At 30.5% G+C, this 18626-nt stretch carries 16 protein-coding genes; 5 read left to right on the top strand and 11 right to left on the bottom strand.

The window, feature by feature from the left end:
- Positions 1-34: 34 nt before the first annotated feature.
- The 6 genes from LL038_RS02315 to LL038_RS02290 form a co-directional block, all read right to left on the bottom strand.
- Complete coding sequence (locus LL038_RS02315) at positions 35-916, bottom strand: aminotransferase class IV (protein WP_216122188.1); 882 nt, start codon at positions 914-916, stop codon at positions 35-37.
- 96 nt (positions 917-1012) lie between these two features.
- Complete coding sequence (locus LL038_RS02310; protein WP_253200234.1) at positions 1013-1657, bottom strand: HAD-IB family hydrolase; 645 nt, start codon at positions 1655-1657, stop codon at positions 1013-1015.
- A gap of 110 nt (positions 1658-1767) precedes the next feature.
- Positions 1768-2178 (bottom strand): DUF1292 domain-containing protein, encoded by a 411-nt coding sequence (locus LL038_RS02305; RefSeq protein ID WP_216122186.1) that lies wholly within the window; start codon positions 2176-2178, stop codon positions 1768-1770.
- Positions 2179-2329: 151 nt separating this feature from the next.
- On the bottom strand, positions 2330-5842 hold the full coding sequence (gene nifJ / locus LL038_RS02300; RefSeq protein WP_216122184.1) for a pyruvate:ferredoxin (flavodoxin) oxidoreductase: 3513 nt from the start codon (positions 5840-5842) through the stop codon (positions 2330-2332).
- Between the two features lie 240 nt (positions 5843-6082).
- Positions 6083-6508 carry a flavodoxin gene (locus tag LL038_RS02295; protein ID WP_216122182.1) on the bottom strand — a complete coding sequence of 142 codons (426 nt, stop codon included), beginning with the start codon at positions 6506-6508 and terminating at the stop codon, positions 6083-6085.
- A 270-nt stretch (positions 6509-6778) separates the two neighbouring features.
- The gene (locus LL038_RS02290) at positions 6779-7852 is read right to left on the bottom strand and encodes an undecaprenyldiphospho-muramoylpentapeptide beta-N-acetylglucosaminyltransferase (RefSeq protein WP_216122180.1); all 1074 of its coding nucleotides are present in this window, start codon (positions 7850-7852) and stop codon (positions 6779-6781) included.
- 220 nt (positions 7853-8072) lie between these two features.
- Here LL038_RS02290 and LL038_RS02285 point away from each other — a divergent pair, with 220 nt between their 5' ends.
- The 4 genes from LL038_RS02285 (at position 8073) to LL038_RS02270 (ending at position 9208) form a co-directional block, all read left to right on the top strand.
- The gene (locus tag LL038_RS02285) at positions 8073-8264 is read left to right on the top strand and encodes an alpha/beta-type small acid-soluble spore protein (protein WP_216109208.1); all 192 of its coding nucleotides are present in this window, start codon (positions 8073-8075) and stop codon (positions 8262-8264) included.
- A 107-nt stretch (positions 8265-8371) separates the two neighbouring features.
- Entirely contained in the window at positions 8372-8557 is a 186-nt protein-coding gene (locus LL038_RS02280; protein ID WP_171296479.1) for an alpha/beta-type small acid-soluble spore protein, read from the top strand.
- Between the two features lie 91 nt (positions 8558-8648).
- On the top strand, positions 8649-8834 hold the full coding sequence (locus LL038_RS02275; protein WP_171296481.1) for an alpha/beta-type small acid-soluble spore protein: 186 nt from the start codon (positions 8649-8651) through the stop codon (positions 8832-8834).
- A gap of 191 nt (positions 8835-9025) precedes the next feature.
- Positions 9026-9208, top strand: coding sequence for an alpha/beta-type small acid-soluble spore protein (locus tag LL038_RS02270; RefSeq protein WP_071613496.1), 183 nt, complete (start codon positions 9026-9028; stop codon positions 9206-9208).
- Positions 9209-9299: 91 nt separating this feature from the next.
- Here the strand turns inward: LL038_RS02270 and recJ are convergent, their stop codons facing one another.
- Positions 9300-11069, bottom strand: a complete 1770-nt coding sequence (gene recJ, locus LL038_RS02265) for a single-stranded-DNA-specific exonuclease RecJ (RefSeq protein WP_216125628.1) — start codon at positions 11067-11069, stop codon at positions 9300-9302.
- Positions 11070-11071: 2 nt separating this feature from the next.
- Positions 11072-12328 (bottom strand): M16 family metallopeptidase, encoded by a 1257-nt coding sequence (locus LL038_RS02260; protein WP_216125627.1) that lies wholly within the window; start codon positions 12326-12328, stop codon positions 11072-11074.
- Positions 12329-12491: 163 nt separating this feature from the next.
- Between LL038_RS02260 and LL038_RS25630 the strand changes: the two genes are divergently transcribed.
- A complete protein-coding gene (locus tag LL038_RS25630) occupies positions 12492-12959 on the top strand; it encodes a GtrA family protein (RefSeq protein WP_216125625.1) in 468 nt (155 codons plus the stop codon).
- Between the two features lie 44 nt (positions 12960-13003).
- On the opposite strand, the gene LL038_RS02255 is transcribed toward LL038_RS25630, so the two are convergent.
- From LL038_RS02255 to LL038_RS02245, 3 genes are all read right to left on the bottom strand, one after another.
- The gene (locus tag LL038_RS02255) at positions 13004-15910 is read right to left on the bottom strand and encodes a DNA topoisomerase IV subunit A (protein ID WP_216125622.1); all 2907 of its coding nucleotides are present in this window, start codon (positions 15908-15910) and stop codon (positions 13004-13006) included.
- An 80-nt stretch (positions 15911-15990) separates the two neighbouring features.
- Positions 15991-17952 (bottom strand): DNA gyrase/topoisomerase IV subunit B, encoded by a 1962-nt coding sequence (locus tag LL038_RS02250; protein WP_216125619.1) that lies wholly within the window; start codon positions 17950-17952, stop codon positions 15991-15993.
- A 222-nt stretch (positions 17953-18174) separates the two neighbouring features.
- Complete coding sequence (locus tag LL038_RS02245) at positions 18175-18561, bottom strand: hypothetical protein (protein ID WP_216125616.1); 387 nt, start codon at positions 18559-18561, stop codon at positions 18175-18177.
- Positions 18562-18626 lie beyond the last annotated feature (65 nt).

Genomic DNA, 18626 nt, shown 5'->3' with positions numbered 1-18626 from the left:
AATCATTCTGTGGTATCCCTCGCCTCAGAATGTTTTATTTATTTATCGTTCTATTCGAAATAAACTTTACAAATTTCTGTTTATTCTCTTTTAATTCATCATCAAACCCTACCATTATTGCTTTTATTATTGAATTTTCTGATGAATTAAAAGAAAATCCATCCACGCTTTCTATTGGAAGAACCTTAGGTGATGTCCCGGAAATAAACAAACCATTATATGATTTAAGCTCCTTTTCAAAAACATCTTTCTCTATAAATTTTATATTTAATTTTTCACAAGTTTTTATAATAAATTGTCTTGTAATTCCAGGTAATACATTCATAACTCTTGAGGTTACAACTGTAGTTCCTTTTACCATAAAAATATTTGATTTACTACCCTCTGTAATATATCCAGCATTATCAATTAAGATTGCTTCATAAACATTTTCACCCTTTATTTTCAAATTTACATTTTCACGAAATTCATTATTAATAACCTTCGCATTAGGATTACTTCTTTCACCATGATAAGTAATAGTTTTTACACCCTCTATGTATTGATTATTTGTTGGATATGAATGTTTCACAAAATATACTAAAAACTTTTCATTAAACCCTTTATTATAAAGGTTTTCATCATCCGGATTATAGTTTATAACTAATTTTAAATTTCCATCTTTTACTTTATTGTGACTTATTAATTTAATAACTCCATCTATAATTTCATTTTTTGTTATAGTTAAACTGTATTTCATAATTTTCGCAGAATTTTCAAGACGACTTAAGTGTTCCATAAAAAATATTGGAATTCCATCACTTACTCTTATAACCTCATATAGTGATTTTCCAGTATCACTACTATAATTATCAAATTCTTCACTGCTCTTAAGTTCATCCCCAAATAAAAAATACATTTCTGTACACTTGTCCATATAAATTCTCCCCCTTATTTTGAAGATATAACAATTAATATTTGTCATATCTTCCATGTTTATATTTTTATTATACTTTATATCTTATAAATAATCCTATTTCCACCTCAAAATTTCAATTTTATCATGTGTTTTTTTATAATTTATCAAATAAGGATGCCCTACTAAATTAAAAAGTGGTAAATCAGAGAGTGAATCGGAAAACATACATGAATTTTCAAAATCCACATCTATATTTTCTTTAAGCAAGACTTCTTTTAGTCTTTTTACCTTTTCTTCACCCTTACAATTTTCGCCTAAGATTTGATTTCTATGCAATCCGTTCTCTTTTATAAAACGAGTTCCTATTACTTTATCGACTTCTTTTATATTATAGAGTTCACTTAAATAAAATTCAGCTGAAGCAGAAATCAAATAGATTTTGTACCCCTGTTTTTTCATTTTTTTTATGGTATCTATAGCGTCTTTATATAATATTTTACTTAAGCGTTTTTCATAAAATTCTTTAACAATTTTCTTCATATCATTTTCTTCTATACCGTCTATAAATCTTATAAAAGTCTTTTTTGCTTTCGAAGCATCATATATTTTAAATACATAAAAAAGGGATGAAAATATACTTTTAGGCAGATATTTTATATATTTGGGATTCTTCTTAAGCATGAAAATATAAAATTCTACTAAGGTCTCTCGTTTTGTTATTGTGTAATCCACATCAAAAATAGCTAATTTTTCCTTCAAATCTATACCTCCCTTAGAAATACCTTATAATATTATTACCATAATGTTATTGCTAATACTGATTTTAATTTAAAAAGAAGCCGCTGCATTTGCAACGGCTCCTCCTAGAATTATTTTTCGTCTTTAATTAATTCTTCATAATATGCAGTTACTTCTGCAAACTCTTCATCTTCAGGTATAATTAATTCGCCTGTTTCTTCATCTCCAATTACCTTGAAAAGATATATTGAATCATCTTCAGGGTTTTGAACTAAAGCATATTCATTTTCTTTATAAGTAAATCCATCTACTATTTCACATGGAACTACGTTACCATTTTCATCCTCTAAATCTACTGTTAATGCTTCGCCTTCGCCACATCCGCAACCACAGCCTTCATGCTCATGTTCATGTTCATGACCACCACATCCACAACCTTCATTTTTTTCTTCATTATCATGGCCACCGCATCCGCAACCTTTATTTTCATGGTCATGTTCGTGACCACCACATCCGCATGATGTATTTTTATCTTCATTCATAATGTAGTACCTCCTAGTTTCAGTATATCTTAATTCTACCCTAAAACATAAAATAATAAAAGGGTTTTTTAAATTTTTTTTATTAAATTAGTGTAAATGAAAAAGGAAGATGAAATTTAATTCATCTTCCTTTTTTTAAAAGTGTTAAATACTATTTTTCACTAGCAAGTTTTTTGTATCCTGCTAATCTTTCTTTAGCATCATTTTCTGTTTTAACAAATAATTCTTCTGCAACTTCTGGGAAACTTTTTGCAAGTGAAGAATATCTTACTTCGCCCATTAGGTAATCTCTAAATGAAGTAGTTGGTTCTTTAGAGTCTAATACGAATGGGTTCTTTCCTGCATCTTTAAGATCTGGATTAAATCTATACATAGCCCAGTATCCTGATTCAACAGCTCTCTTAGTCTCAAGTTGTGTACATCCCATTCCAACTTTAAGACCATGATTAATACATGGTGCATAAGCGATTATAAGTGATGGTCCTTTATATGCTTCTGCTTCTTTTATAGCTTTTAATGTTTGTGCTTTATCAGCACCCATTGCTATTTGAGCAACATAAACATATCCGTAAGTCATTGCCATCATACCTAAATCTTTTTTCTTAGTTCTCTTACCAGTAGCGGCAAATTTTGCAACTGCTGCAGTTGGTGTAGATTTTGAAGCCTGACCACCAGTATTTGAATATACTTCAGTATCAAATACAAATATATTTACATCTTCTCCAGATGCAAGTACATGATCAACTCCGCCATATCCGATATCATAAGCCCAGCCATCTCCACCAAATATCCATTGAGATTTCTTAACTAAATGATCTCTCTTAGCAAATATTTCTTTCAATGCTTCGTTATTATCTTTTTCAGCATTTAATAATGGTAACATTTTATCAGTTGCAGCTTTTGAACCTTCTGCATCTTCTTTGTTTTCTATCCATTCATTAATAACTGCTTTTAATGCATCACTTGTTTTCATTGTCAATGCTTCTTTAGCTGACATTTCAACTTTATCTCTTAATTGGCTAGTTGCAAGGAACATACCAAATCCGAATTCAGCATTATCTTCAAATAATGAGTTAGCCCAAGCTGGACCTTGACCACGTTTGTTAACTGTATATGGTGAAGCTGGTGAACTTGCTCCCCAAATAGATGAACATCCTGTAGCATTAGCTATTAACATTCTATCTCCGAATAATTGAGTTATAAGTCTAGCATATGGAGTTTCTCCACATCCAGCACAAGCTCCGCTGAATTCCATTAATGGTTGCTCAAATTGGCTTCCCTTAACAGTTGCTGTTCCCATTGGATTTTCTTTCTTAGGTAAGTTTATGTTAAACTTCCAGTTTGGTAATTTAGCTTCTTGTGTTGCATATGGTTTCATGATTAAAGCTTTTTCTTTAGCTGGGCAAACTTCTGCGCAGTTACCACAACCACTACAATCTGCATTACTTATTCCTATTGAAAAATGTTGACCTTCAAGGCCTTTTCCAATAGCTTTCTTACTTTCGTAAGTTTTTGGAGCATTTTTAAGATCTTCATCATTAGTTAAGAAAGGTCTTATTACAGCATGAGGACATACATATGCACATTGATTACATTGTATACATTTATCTACTTGCCATTCTGGTACATTAACAGCAATTCCTCTCTTTTCAAATGCAGCTGTTCCTGGCATTAATGTTCCATCTTCTATTCCAACAAATGCACTTACAGGTAAAGAGTCTCCTTCTTGTCTGTTCATTACATCAGCAATATTTTTAACGAAGTCTGGTCTAGCATCTTGTGCTACTGTTGCATCTTTAACTGTTTTCCAGCTTGCTGGTACATTAACTTTAACAACTGATTGAACACCTTCATCAATTGCAGCGTTATTCATGTTAATAACCTTTTCGCCTTTTTTACCGTAAGATGTAATAACAGCAGCTTTAAGATATTTAACTGCATCTTCTACTGGTATTATGTCTGCTAATTGGAAGAAAGCAGCTTGCATAATCATGTTAACTCTTCCACCAAGACCTATTTTACCTGCTATTCCAACTGCATCAATAATATTGAAGTTAATATTGTGATTAGCAATATAGTTTTTCATTGTTGATGGTAAATGTTGTTCTAATTCTTCAGCACTCCATATACAATTCAATAAGAATGTTCCACCATCTTTAATTCCTTTTAAAACATCATATTTAGTTACATAAGCTTGGTTACCACAGGCAACGTAGTTTGCAGAACTAATTAAGTATGTTGATTTTATAGCTTTCTTACCAAATCTTAGATGAGAAATTGTTACTCCACCTGATTTTTTAGAATCATATGCAAAGTAAGCTTGTGCAAACATATCTGTATGGTTTCCTATGATTTTGATTGCACTCTTGTTAGCTCCAACAGTACCATCTGATCCAAGACCCCAGAATTTACATTCTTTAGTTCCTTCTGGTGTTGTTGTAATAGCATCACCTATTGTAAGTGATTTATTAGTAACATCATCAACTATTCCTACAGTAAATCCGTTTACTGGAGTTTTTGCTTTTAAAGCATCATATACAGCAACGATTTGAGCTGGAGTAGTATCTTTTGATCCAAGTCCATATCTTCCACCAACAATAACTGGTCTGTTTTCTTGATCAAAATATGCGCTTCTAACATCTTGATATAAAGGTTCTCCAATTGATCCTGGTTCTTTAGTTCTATCAAGTACTGATATTTTTTTAACTGTTTTTGGTATGTATTTAAAGAAATGATCTACTGAGAAAGGTCTAAATAAATGTACTTTAAGTACTCCAACCTTTTCTCCTTTTGCAGTTAAATAATCAATAGTTTCTTCAATTGTTTCACAAACTGATCCAATTGCTATTATTATTCTGTCTGCATCAGGTGCACCATAATAGTTAAATAAGTGGTAGTCAGTTCCGATTAATGAATTTATTTTTCCCATACATGTTTCAACTTTTTCTGGAAGAGCATCATAATATGTGTTTGAAGCTTCTCTTCCTTGGAAATAAACATCTGGATTTTGTGCTGTTCCACGAGTTACTGGATGTTCTGGGTTTAATGCTTTATTTCTAAAAGTCTCTAATGCTTCTTTATCTAAAAGGCTTCCTAAAGTTTCATAATCCCATGCTTCTATTTTTTGTATTTCATGAGAAGTTCTAAATCCATCAAAGAAGTTTACAAATGGAATTTTTCCTTCAATAGCTGTTAAATGAGCAACTGGTGAAAGATCCATTACCTCTTGTACACTATTAGATGCAAGTAAAGCAAAACCTGTCTGCCTTGTTGCCATTACATCTTGATGATCTCCAAAAATATTAAGTGCATGAGTTGTTAACGCTCTAGCAGCTACATGAAATACTCCTGGTAATAATTCTCCTGCAATTTTGTACATGTTTGGAATCATTAATAATAATCCTTGAGAACATGTAAAAGTTGAAGTTAAAGCTCCTGTTTGAAGTGAACCATGTACTGCTCCTGCAGCTCCTGCTTCTGATTGCATTTCCATAATTTTAACTTTTTGACCAAATACATTTTTTGTTCCTTTAGCTGCAAGTTCATCACAATATTCTGCCATCGTTGATGATGGTGTTATAGGGTAAATTGCTGCAACATCGGTATATGCATAGGCAACATGTGCCGCCGCTGTATTTCCGTCCATAGTTTTCATTTTTCTCATTTAATAAGCCTTCTTTCTTAAATAATATTATAAAAATTGTTTAAACGCTTTTATTTAAATTAAATGTAAGAGTATTGTATTAAAATATCTCTATACTTCAAAATAATAACTTTCTAATAGATTTTATGCAAAACTAGCTAACACTTCTCAGCGTTAGCTAGACATGATGAACACTTGTAATCTACATATTCTGTAACTTACCTCATCATTTCATAGTTCTACATGTTTCTATAAAAAAACTTATTTAACCAAGCTTTTTCCCATTTCTTCTGCTTTAACTAATTGTTCATCAGTAGGAGCCTCGTTAACTGTTATGTTTTGTACAACATTAAATTCATATTCTTTCATTAAACTTACCCATTTGTTCATAAATTCTCCATTATCCCATCCATAAGATCCAAATAAACCTGTGATTTTATTATTAACTGGAATCAATTTAAATTTATCAATAAAAGGTTGCATTTCTTTTTGATCAATATTATTATTGTCCATTGATGGACTACCAAATGCAACTACATCTGCATTAGTTACATCTTCAACTGATGCTTCACTAACTAGTTTAAGTAGTACCTGAGCACCTGCATCCTTTGCACCTTTAGCAATGTGATTTGCTAAAACTTCAACGTTTCCGCCGTTACTTAAGTAAATTATTGTTAATTTTTTCATTACTATCACCCCATACTTTCATATTAATAGATAGTCTACGTTACAATTTAATTATACATCAATATGAATAATATTCAAGGTTTTTTCGTTATAAATACTACATTATATTTAAAAATAAAATACTGTATAAACACAATAAGTTAGTGTTATAGAACAGTTTGCCAAATAATATTCTCTAAATGTGATAAAACATTGTTAATGTTTTATCACATTTTACTAGCCACTTGTTCTCTCTTATATTATAAAAAGAACGAAGAAATTTTACCTTCTTCATCTTTTTCTATATTTTTCTATTAATTCTACTATTAAATCAATACTTTTTTCAGTATTGCTATTATTCATTTTTTCAATATATTTATTTTTATCATTATACAATTCCTTAATTTTCATTTCTACATTTTCTGGTGTTAAATCTTCATCTTGAATAACCATACTATACCCACTTTTTTCAAAAGATCTTGCATTAAGTATTTGATCACCACGACTAGCCTTTGCTGATAACGGTATTAATAAATTAGGTTTTCTTAGAGCAAGTAATTCAAAAATAACATTTGCTCCTGCCCTAGATACAACAATATCTGCACTAGCCAATAAATGAGGTAATTCGTCTTTTATATAATCAAATTGCTTATACCCATCTTTGTCCTGAAGCGATTTATCAATATTGCCACTACCACAAATATGAATAACATTATATTCTAATAATAATTTATCAAGCTTCGCCCTTATAATCTCATTTATAACTTTAGATCCTAGACTACCACCGATAATCATAAGTACTGGTTTTTTATCTTTAAAACCACATATTTGGTTACCTTTAATTTTATTTCCTTCGAACAATTCACGTCTGATAGGATTTCCAGTTACAACACCTTTTCCTTTTTTTAATTCTTTTAATGCTTCTGGAAAAGTTACACATACTTTTGTGCAATAAGGAGATACTAACCTATTAGCAAGTCCTGGTGTAATATCACATTCATGTGCAATCACTGGTACTTTGTTAAAAAATGCAGCAAGCACAACAGGAACAGAAACAAATCCACCTTTAGAAAAAACAATATCCGGTTTTTCCATTTTAATAATTTTTTTCGCCTCAAAAATACCTTTAATTACTTTTAAAGGATCTGTAAAGTTTTTAAAATCAAAATATCTTCTAAGTTTCCCGCTGGATATAGGAAAGTACTTAATATTTTCGCCCTCTATTATTTTCCTTTCTATACCTTCCTTTGTTCCAATATATTCAATTTCATAACCTAACATTTTAAGTTTTGGTATAAGTGCAAGATTTGGTGTTACATGTCCTGCTGAACCTCCACCAGTCATTATTATTTTGTGTTTTTCCACTTTAACACTCCTTTTAAAACATGCTTTATTCAGTTTATACTATCTTATTATATACTACTTAGAATAAGAAGTTCGGTATTTATAAAAACTTTCGTTATCCACAATTTCCTAAACAACTTATGATTTTCAAAATTATCCTTCAATCAACTAATATAAAAAAAGACTATGCGGTTAAACTACTATCATCAAGTAATCACCAAAATAAAAGGAGGCAATTATTATGGCAAGTAGAAATAGACAATTAGTACCAGAAGCAAGAGCAGGTCTTAACAAATTTAAAATGGAGGCTGCTCAAGAAGTTGGAGTTAATTTAACAGATGGTTACAATGGCGATCTTACTTCTAGACAAAATGGATCAGTAGGCGGACAAATGGTTAAAAAAATGGTTGAACAGTACGAGAAAAATTTATAATTTAAACCTACATTTTCCTTGTTTACCTCTAAAAAACTATTATATATTTCTAATTAATGCACAAGATATTATCATAACAAAAATATATTAAAAAGGAGTGATTAACAATGGCAAATAAAACATTAGTACCACAAGCAAAAGCAGGTCTTAACAAATTTAAAATGGAGGCTGCTCAAGAAGTTGGAGTTAATTTAACAGATGGTTACAATGGCGATCTTACTTCTAGACAAAATGGATCAGTAGGCGGACAAATGGTTAAAAAAATGGTAGAACAATACGAAAAAAACTTATAATTTAAATTTTTATATGTTGATTTGTATATTCAAAGTTTTTCAATAACAAATTATTTCAACAAAAATAAATTATAAAAGGAGTGAGTTAACAATGGCAAATAAAACATTAGTACCACAAGCAAAAGCAGGTTTAAACAAATTTAAAATGGAAGCTGCTAAAGAAGTTGGAGTTGATTTAAAAGAAGGTTACAATGGTGACCTTACTTCTAGACAAAATGGATCAGTAGGCGGACAAATGACTAAAAAAATGGTTGAACAGTACGAGAAAAATTTATAATTAAAATTCTAAAATTGGTTAAGAGGTATATGCAAGTCATATGCCTCTTAACCTTTTTATTTGATTTACTTACAAATATTCATTTGTAATACTTTACTTTCCTAATTTCCCTCTAATATTCTATTATAAATTTCTTATTTCTACACAAGATACTATCATAACCAAAATAAATTATAGAAGGAGTGATTAAAATGTCAAACAGACAATTAGTACCTGAAGCTAAAGCTGGATTATATTCATTCAAAATGGAAACTGCAAAAGAATTAGGAGTCAACTTTACAGATTACAATGGTGACTTAACTTCAAGAGAATGTGGTTCTGTGGGTGGACAAATGGTTAAAAAGATGGTAGAACAATATGAAAGAAATTTATAATTTAAAAGAATAATAATATTAGTAAGGGCACATAGATTTTAGTCTATGTGCCCTTATTAGTTTATTTACATTTCAGATCTGCAAAAGATAATTAACTAAGTTTAAATTCTAAAATTTTAAGTTGAATAGATTTACGTCCATTATACTCATTGATTTGAGGTGAGTAAATTAAGTCTAATTTCATCCCTCTAGGGTTTGTTAGATAATTCATATGTTCTTCTCCATATCTATCTTTTAACATTTCTATAAATTCATCTACCCTATTAAAAAATATTCCATCAATAGTCTTATTTAATCCCGGTATCACACACTTTATTTTTATTGTGTTAGCATTTTTACCTAAAATATCTATTTTTAAAATAGAAATATTTTTCTCAGCAAGTAAAGGTGACGAATTTCCTTTACCAAATGGTTCTAGCTGTTCTAACTCGTTTATCATTTCATAATTTATTTCACCGAGGGGCATTCTCTGGTCTATTCTTATCTTAGGTTTTATATCCTCATCTGTTAATGTACAAATAAGATTTAATTTTAGCCTTAGCTTTTCTATATTTTCTTCTTTTATTGAAAGACCCGCTGCCATTGGATGGCCTCCAAACTTTTCTAGTAATTCTTTACATTTTATTAATTCCTCAAACAAATTATATTCTTTAATAGATCTTGCTGAACCTTTAGGAGTTTCTTTTCCTTTTGTTAATATTATTGTTGGCACATTAAAAGTTTCCCTAACACGCCCTGCTACAATCCCTGCAATACTCTCATGAATAGTATCCTTATAGATTACTAATACTTTATCACCCTTAAAAGTGGAATTATGTATAAGTTCTATAACCTCCTCCACATTCTCTGTAGTCATTTCTTGTCTTTTTTTATTAAGATCAAATAAAGTTTTAGCAAGCTCTTTTGCTCTATTTTCTTCCTCACATAGGAGCAATTCAACTGATATAGATGCAGATTCGAGCCTGCCAGTAGCATTAATACATGGTCCTATTTGAAAACCGACGTGATAACACTTAATCTCTTTATCATTAATACTTAACATTTCCTTTAAACACCTTAAGCCAAGGTTCTTTGTATTAGTTAACATATCTAAGGCATTTTTAGCAATTATCCTATTCTCATCCACTAAATCCACCACATCACAAATAGTTCCTATCCCTGCAATTTCTATAAATTCATTTGCAAATTTCACATCAATCCCAATTTTTATAAATAATGCTTGTACAAATTTAAAAGCAATACCGGCACCACATAAATTCTTAAATGGATACTTACATTCGTTTTGTTTTGGGTTAATAACAGCATCTGCTGGTGGTAACTTAAAAGTTCTTTCCCCTGATTCATTTTCATCAAATTGTAGCTCATGATGATCAGTTACTATAACAATCATACCTAATTCTTTTGCTAGTTTCACTTGCTCCATAGCTGCAATTCCATTATCGCAGGTTAAAACAACTTTAAAACCTTCATCATTTAGTTTTCTTATCCTATCACTATTTATACCGTAACCCTCATGTTCCCGATCTGGCACGTAATATTCTACGTTAGCCCCAGAACGACTTAATCCCTTATACATTATAACGGTACTCGTAACTCCATCGGCGTCGTAGTCACCATATACAACAATTTTTTCTTTGTTTTCTATTGCTAGTTTTATTATATCTATAGCTTTTTCCATATCTTTCATTAAAAAAGGGTCATACAAATCATCTATACTTGCCCTCATAAATTTTCTTATGTCTATTTCATTATCAAATCCTCTATTAATTAAAATCTTAGCTACAACTGGACTTACACCTGATTTATTTGCGAGTGAAATAACATCTTTAGATGTATTTCTTAGTAACCACTTTTTCTCCATATTTATCTCCTACTTTCCACATTTGGCATCAGAACCTGCACCGTAGCATTAACTAAAACCTTGTTTACTACATCCATTATCTCGAAATCTGTAATGTCTTTCATTACTTCGAATTCAGAAAATAACTCAAAACCATCCTCATACATAATTTCATATACGCATAAGCTCACACTAGTTTGAATAGATTTCTCGAGCGCTACCATTCTACGCAGTTTGTAACTTTTACACAATTTTAGCAAACATTCCTCATCAAAAAAGTTTCTAAGTTCCTTAACTTTTTTTATTTCAAAATTAATAATTTCTATAGTCTTGTAAGCATTTTCATTTGAAGTTCCAAGTGATATGGTAAAAAGTTTTATTCCTATTTCATTTTTTATCTTACTACTTATATCATAAACAAGACCTCTCTTAGTCCTTACTTCATCATACAAAATACTGCTTGTACCATCTCCAAAAACTAAGTTAAATAGTTTTAACGCACTAACTTCTCTAGGTGTTAAATTATGTATTGGGAAACAATATTGAATTTTAGCACCTTGCAAGTCATCTCTATATTCATAATAGATACCTGGTTTATTATTTTCGTACCTGTTCTCTAAAGTTTCTTCTATAAGGCCTTTTTCAGAGGCTAATTTAGCCTTCATATTACCAATACATTTCTCCACTATTTTTAAAATTTCTCTAAGATCCAAAGAAGATACTACACTTATTACGCAATTATCAGCAGTGTAATACTTTTCATAAAAATCCTTAATCTGCTTAATGGTAATAGAGCGTACACTTTCCTCAGTACCTATAATTAGATCCTTAATCCTTCTCTTTTCAAACCCATTATAAAACATGGAATCTTCACAAAATTGATTGGAATCATCCTTCCATTCTTTTAGTTCGGCGCAAATCACTTCTATTTCCTCACAAAACCCTTCATCTTTAAAAGAAGGCTTTAAAAGAATATCAGAGTAAATCTCAAATCCTTTTTCAAAATCCTCATCTAAAGTGGTGCCATAATATACTACGTATGGATAGTTAGTCATTGCATTACAAAAACCAAAAGTCTCATCGCATAATTTATTTATTTCATATTCACTGCGTGTTTTTGTACCCTTAAAAAGCATATGCTCTACCACATGAGCAACTCCTAAATGTTCTTTTTCCTCTCTATTTGCCCCTGCATCAAACCCTATTGTAAAAGAAGTTAAATTATTTTCAGCTTTTTTATATAATAATTTTATACCATTTATTAACTTTATTTTTTCCATATGCTCACCTTCGCTTCTTTTTTTTAAAATATTTTTGTTTTATTTTATTTTGTTTTGTTGTACACTAATATAGGCTTACTAATATTGCAAATAATTTCATTATATCTCTTTTTAAAGGTGGTGACTAATTTCTTAAACAAATTTCATTTAAGAAAAATATTATATGAACAATAAAAATAAAATAAATCAGTCCCTAGCTCAATTTATTAAGTATTCTATAGTTGGTGCTTTCAATACAGTAATAGATATTGCTGTATTAAACATATTATCATATACTACTGGCATAACCCATGGAAAATTTTTATTTCTTTTTAACTTCATCGCATTTTTAATTTATTCAATTTGCGGTTATTATTTAAATATAAATTACACTTTTAAAGAAAATGGAACTAGAAATGCCTACTTTCAATATTCCTCTTTACTATTTTTGGGTATGATTTTAAATAGCTTTATTTTAGTACACTTAACACGTAGGAATCCCTTAATTCATATTTTGCATCACCATAGAAGTATGGCTCACTTAAATCATCTATGGCTTAACATATCCATGATAATAGGTTGTACAATATTAGGTCTTCTTGGATTCTTTATTAATAAATTCTTTATTTTCAATAAAAAAAAGGCACTCTAAAATTAAGTTTTATTTAACTTTTAGTTTGTGTCTTTTTTATATTCCTATTTTAAAGTAACAGTTTCTATATAATCATCTAGGAGGGAGCTAGTTAAGTTTTTTCCTTTACCTGCCCTATTTTGAATATTTATATCATTGAGTTTTATAATTTTATTTTCACCACCAGATGAACTGACCGTCAAACTTAAATTTTCGTCATTTATATCATTTGATCCTTCCGCAGTTTTTACATCTATTAGATTTACAAATATAACTTCATCATTATCTTTTAAGCTTATTCCATTTACCCCTGATGCGCTTTTGCCCATAAAATTAATTGTATTTACATTAAATCTTATACACATTGCTTTTTTAGTTACAATTATTATGTCTTTGTCTAACTTATCGTCATTAACTTTTACAAAAATTAATTTATCTTCTTCTGTTTTAAGTTTATATACCAAAGTAGAATAGAAATCTCCTTCTAATTCTTTAAGTTTAGTTCGTTTTGTAATTCCTTTCTTTGAAAAGAAGTATAGGCTTTTTTCTTCATTAAAATTATCAACAGAAACTATCTGGGCTATTTTATCGTAAGCATTAAAATTATCAAGAAGAGTATTTATGCCCGTACCCTTTATATTAATATTCTGAACCATATAGCTAGGTAATTTATGAACTAATCCATTTTGCGTAAATATTAGTAACGTAGCTGTTGATTTAGTATATGTGCTTAATTCTGTATTAGTCTTTCTACTTGATATTTTTATAATACCTTTTGCATTTAAACTAAGATAAAATTCTTTATAATCGTAATCATTTGTATATTCAAGTTTTACCACTTCATCTCCTAATGTTAGATTAAATAACTGAGTTCCAATTACATTTCTATCAGTGGCTTTAAGTTTAGGTTCCTCTATAGAAAATTCTAGACCCTCTTTAGTAATTATCTTTATATAAGCTTCTTTTCTTTTTTTCTCAATTAACCTAATATCAATAAGTTTTTCATTTTCTTTTAGTTTTAAAGCAGATAATTTAGAATAACTTGTAACAAATTTATCTAAAAATGTTTTCTTAATATTTCCTTTGCTTGTAAAAAACATAAATTGCTTACTTGATGATAAATCTCCTAGTAAAAAAGTAGCAACAATTTTTTCTTTTGTTAAATCCATTCCACGAATAAGTGTATCCAGTCTTTCTCCTTTTTCCTTCCACTTATATTCTGGAACTAAATCTCCTCTTAATTGATAAACATTCCCTATATCAGTAAAAATCATCAATGTTTCTTTAGTATTGGTTCCAATTGAATATGCATTAAAGTCTCCCTCTCTATACTCAATGTCATCAATATTTGCGTTAGACCTATTATAATATTTCATAGGAACTCTCTTTATATAACCATCATTAGATAAAGTTATCATAATGTCTTCGACTAGTATTATATCTTCAACTTCTATTTTTGCTTCACTATCATCTTCAATAATTTCAGTTCTTCTTGGGTCATTATATTTTTCTTTAATTTCTAAAATTTCTGTCCTTATCACGTTAAGAAGTTCTTTCTCACTTCCAAGAATTTTGTTGTACCCCTTAATTAGTCCTTCTAACTTCTTATATTCCTTTAAAAATATTTTAAGTTCTAGTCCAGTTAGCCTATATAACATAAGTTCTAATATCGCTTCAGCTTGAATTTGCGTAAAATCAAACTTAGCTATGAGGTTTTGTCCAGCATCTTTTTTAGATTTTGAGCCTCTAATTGTTACAATAATTTCATCCATTACATCTATAGCCTTAATAAAACCCTCTATAATGTGGAATCTGTTTTTTGCGACCTCAAGTTCCATTTGAGTCCTTCTAGTCACAACATCCTTTTGGTGATTTAAATAATGTTTAAGAATAGTTTTAAGACTCATTGTTTGAGGTTTTCCATTGGCAAGTGCTACCATATTAAATGGTACGTTGCATTGAAGTTCTGTTTTCTTCATTAAGTAATTAAGCACCTTTGTCGCAATGTCCCTATTTGTAGACTTCTTAAATTCAATAACTGATCTAAGTCCAGTTCTATCGGATTCATCTCTAATATCTACAATGGACTCTAGTGCTTTCAAATGCTTCTTTTCAGCTGTCATATCAGAAATAGATTGGAGTAATTTCGCCTTATTCTTCCTATATGGGAATTCTGTAATAACTATACCTAGTCGTCCACTTTCTAAAACCTCTATTTTCATTTTAGAACGTAACGTTACCTTGCCCTCTCCAGTCTCATAGGCAGATTCTATAGCATTTCTACCAATGAGAATACCACCTGTTGGTAAATCTGGTCCTTTAATATATTGCATAAGCTGTTTTGTTGTAATTTCATTATTATCAGCATAAGCGAGTAACCCATCAATTACCTCCCCTAAATTATGAGGTGGTATGTTTGTAGCTATCCCTACTGCAATACCAAAGGTTCCATTAACTAGCAAATTGGGATATCTCGATGGCAATACTGATGGTTCCTTCTCTGTATCAGAATAGTTGTTTACCATTTCCACAACGCCTTTATCAATATCCCTTATCATTTCAAGCGCAATAGGAGAAAGTCTTGCCTCTGTATAACGCATAGCAGCAGCGTTATCCCCATCTTGACTTCCCCAATTTCCATGCCCATCTATCAAAGGTTTCCTTGTAGCGAAATCTTGAGCAAGTATTACCATTGCACCATAAACAGAGCTATCTCCATGTGGATGGTATTTACCAAGAATATCTCCAACAATTCTTGCTGATTTATAATAAGGTTTATCTGGAAATGCTTTTAACATATAAGCGCCATAAAGAATCCTTCTATGTACTGGTTTTAAACCATCTCTCACGTCTGGAAGCGCTCTTTCCCTAGCAACCTCAACAGCATATGGGAGGTAATTATCTGGCATTGCTTCTTCAATTGGTGTCATTATTATATTATTATCTTTTGGTATTTCAATTTTTTTTGCCATTTAAAAATTCCTCCTAAATCATCACCTACGGTGCTGTTCATCATCACCTAATGTGATGATAACGACTTTTAAAATATTCGTTAGAACTCTGCATATTTATACATGTAACTTTTTCTTGGTGCAACCACATCTCCCATTAGAAGTGAAACCATTTTCTCAGCTTTTGCTGCATCTTCTATAGTAACTTGCTGAAGAGTTCTCGTAATTGGGTTTAGCGTAGTTTCCCAAAGTTGATCCGGGTTCATTTCTCCAAGTCCCTTATATCTTTGAATAAGCGCACCTTTCCCGATTTCTTTTTTAGTCTCTTCTAATTGCTCATCACTATATGCATACTTAGCCACTTCTCCATTCTTACTAGCCTTATAAACCTTATAAAGTGGTGGCATTCCCATATAAAGATGACCATTCGCAATGAGTGGTCTCATATATCTATAAATAAAAGTCATCCATAATGTTCTAATGTGGTATCCATCAACATCTGCATCACTTAAAATAATTATTTTGCCGTATTTTAATTCTTTTTCACTATAATTTTCGAGTACTCCTGTTCCAATGGCAGTATTGAATATTTTTAGTTCTTCACTAGCTAATACATTTTCTAGCTTTTGTTTTTCTGTATTCATAATTTTACCCTTAGATGGCATTATAGTTTGAAATCTCCTATCACGAGCTTGCTTAGCACTTCCACCAGCTGAATCTCCTTCAACCACAATAAATTCTGTAAACTCTGAGTTTTTTAATGTGCATACCGCAATTTTACCTGCAAGAGGTGATGCTCCCTTACCTATCTTTTTTCTTTCAGCATCGTTAATTTTTTTTATTTTGTCTCTTCTCGATGCAGCAGAAATGGCATTATTTATTATGTTAGTAGCCATGTCTTTGTTGTCTTCTATCCATTCTAAAATTTTAACATAACAAAGCTCATTCATCATGCTGTAAGCCTCATTATTTCCTAGCTTGCTTTTAGTTTGACCTTCAAAGATTGGATTACTTATTTTAATTCTAACTATTGCAGTCATTCCTTCTCTTAAATCGTCACCTTCAAAATCCTTATCCTTGTCTTTCTCTTTCAAAAGATTAAGTTTCTTAGCTCCATCTTTAAAAGCCCTTGTCATACCAGTCTTAAAACCGGTCTCGTGAGTTCCAGACTCTGTAGTCGGTATATTGTTAACGTAGCTAGCAATGTATTCTGTAGTAGAATCAGTAAACTGCATACACACTTCTCCGTATAATTGTATCCCATTTATTTCTTTTTCACCTTGGAAAAATATTGGTTCCTTATGCAGAAGGGTCTTACTCTCATTTAGATAGTCAATAAAATCTAATAATCCTCTATCTGAGTGATATTCCTTTATAGCGTTTCCTTCTTTTCTATTATCAATAAACACTAACGTAATTCCTTTATTTTGAAAAGCCAATTCTTGTAGTCTTTCATCAATAAAATCCGAGTTAAAGTCAAGGGTTGTAAACACCCTCTTGTCAGGCATAAACGTAACTTTACTACCTGTTTCTTTTGACTGGCCAATCACCTCAAGCTTACTTACTGGTGTACCTGGCATAATTCTTTTTAACTCCTTATCAAATGAATATTCAAATCTTTGAGAGAAAATTTTTCCCTTTTGTTTTATTTCAACAATCAACCATTCTGATAATGCATTTACAACCGCTGCTCCAACACCATGAAGTCCACCAGAAGTTTTATAATTTTTATTATTAAACTTTCCACCAGTGTGAAGTTCTGTAAACACCATTTCTACACCAGATTTATTTTTTATAGGATGTATTCCTGTAGGAATACCCCTACCATTATCAACAATAGTAACACTTTTATCTTCATTTAATATTATTTTAGCTTTATCTCCATAGCCATTAGCTATCTCATCTATAGAGTTATCTAATATTTCCCATATACAATGATGTAGGCCTTTGCTACCTGTAGAACCTATGTACATGCCTGGTCTTATCCTTACAGGCTCTAGCTTTTCTAGAGAAGTTAAGTCTGTTACATCATATGTTTGAATTTCTTCATTTTCAAAACTCATAAAAATCCTCCAGTAAAATTTTATCATACATTTGCTATTTTATATGTTTATTCACAAAAGGTAAAGAGATTTTAATAAAAAAATAGAACGTTAGTTTCTATTTTTAAGAATAGTTTTATTCTTTTATATCATTTTCACCCGATTTTATAGAAAAATATTGACCAGCAAATTAAAACTTTTCTGCCGGCCAATACGTAGTTTACTTTAATTTTTGCCCCCACCTTACTTAATCATTTTATTAGTTGCTGGCAATAATGCCGCCGCTACTCTTATTAGATATTTTAAACTTTCACCATCTATATTTTTTTTAAACCCTAATAAACTAGTAGCATCTTTAGCTAATTGAATAGCTTTCTCTTCTTTAAGGGCATTATCGCTATTTCTATAGTTTGTTTCTATATTTTGTACAACTTGTGAAATAATTCTAAGAATTGTCTTTGCATTTTCGGGTGTAGATTCACTGGTAGTTAAAGATCCAAGTATTACAGAAGCAAACCCAAAATAATCATCTTTTAAATTACTATCTTTATCCTTTAATAAATAAGCTAAATAAGCAAGTCCCATTACTAAAAGCACTATTAATATATATTGTATAATTATTTCTACCATCACGTACCCCTCCTTATTTGTTTTTATATTACTTATATGCCGCTTAAATAAGAATTGATACTTTT

Origin of the sequence: Clostridium estertheticum, assembly GCF_026650985.1 — a bacterium.
GTDB classification, from domain to species: Bacteria; Bacillota; Clostridia; order Clostridiales; family Clostridiaceae; genus Clostridium_AD; species Clostridium_AD estertheticum_C.
The sequence above is the reverse complement of the archived record's forward strand: the minus strand, read 5'-3'. Positions and strand labels throughout refer to the sequence as shown.

Coding starts and splice junctions, on each gene's coding strand:
- LL038_RS02245 (WP_216125616.1), bottom strand. CDS start 18,561: ATGGTAGAAATAATTATACAATATATATTAATAGTGCTTTTAGTAATG.
- recJ (WP_216125628.1), bottom strand. CDS start 11,069: ATGGAGAAAAAGTGGTTACTAAGAAATACATCTAAAGATGTTATTTCA.
- LL038_RS02275 (WP_171296481.1), top strand. CDS start 8,649: ATGGCAAATAAAACATTAGTACCACAAGCAAAAGCAGGTTTAAACAAA.
- LL038_RS02270 (WP_071613496.1), top strand. CDS start 9,026: ATGTCAAACAGACAATTAGTACCTGAAGCTAAAGCTGGATTATATTCA.
- LL038_RS02260 (WP_216125627.1), bottom strand. CDS start 12,328: ATGGAAAAAATAAAGTTAATAAATGGTATAAAATTATTATATAAAAAA.
- LL038_RS02250 (WP_216125619.1), bottom strand. CDS start 17,952: ATGAGTTTTGAAAATGAAGAAATTCAAACATATGATGTAACAGACTTA.
- LL038_RS02295 (WP_216122182.1), bottom strand. CDS start 6,508: ATGAAAAAATTAACAATAATTTACTTAAGTAACGGCGGAAACGTTGAA.
- LL038_RS02285 (WP_216109208.1), top strand. CDS start 8,073: ATGGCAAGTAGAAATAGACAATTAGTACCAGAAGCAAGAGCAGGTCTT.
- LL038_RS02315 (WP_216122188.1), bottom strand. CDS start 916: ATGGACAAGTGTACAGAAATGTATTTTTTATTTGGGGATGAACTTAAG.
- LL038_RS25630 (WP_216125625.1), top strand. CDS start 12,492: ATGAACAATAAAAATAAAATAAATCAGTCCCTAGCTCAATTTATTAAG.
- LL038_RS02255 (WP_216125622.1), bottom strand. CDS start 15,910: ATGGCAAAAAAAATTGAAATACCAAAAGATAATAATATAATAATGACA.
- LL038_RS02280 (WP_171296479.1), top strand. CDS start 8,372: ATGGCAAATAAAACATTAGTACCACAAGCAAAAGCAGGTCTTAACAAA.
- LL038_RS02305 (WP_216122186.1), bottom strand. CDS start 2,178: ATGAATGAAGATAAAAATACATCATGCGGATGTGGTGGTCACGAACAT.
- nifJ (WP_216122184.1), bottom strand. CDS start 5,842: ATGAGAAAAATGAAAACTATGGACGGAAATACAGCGGCGGCACATGTT.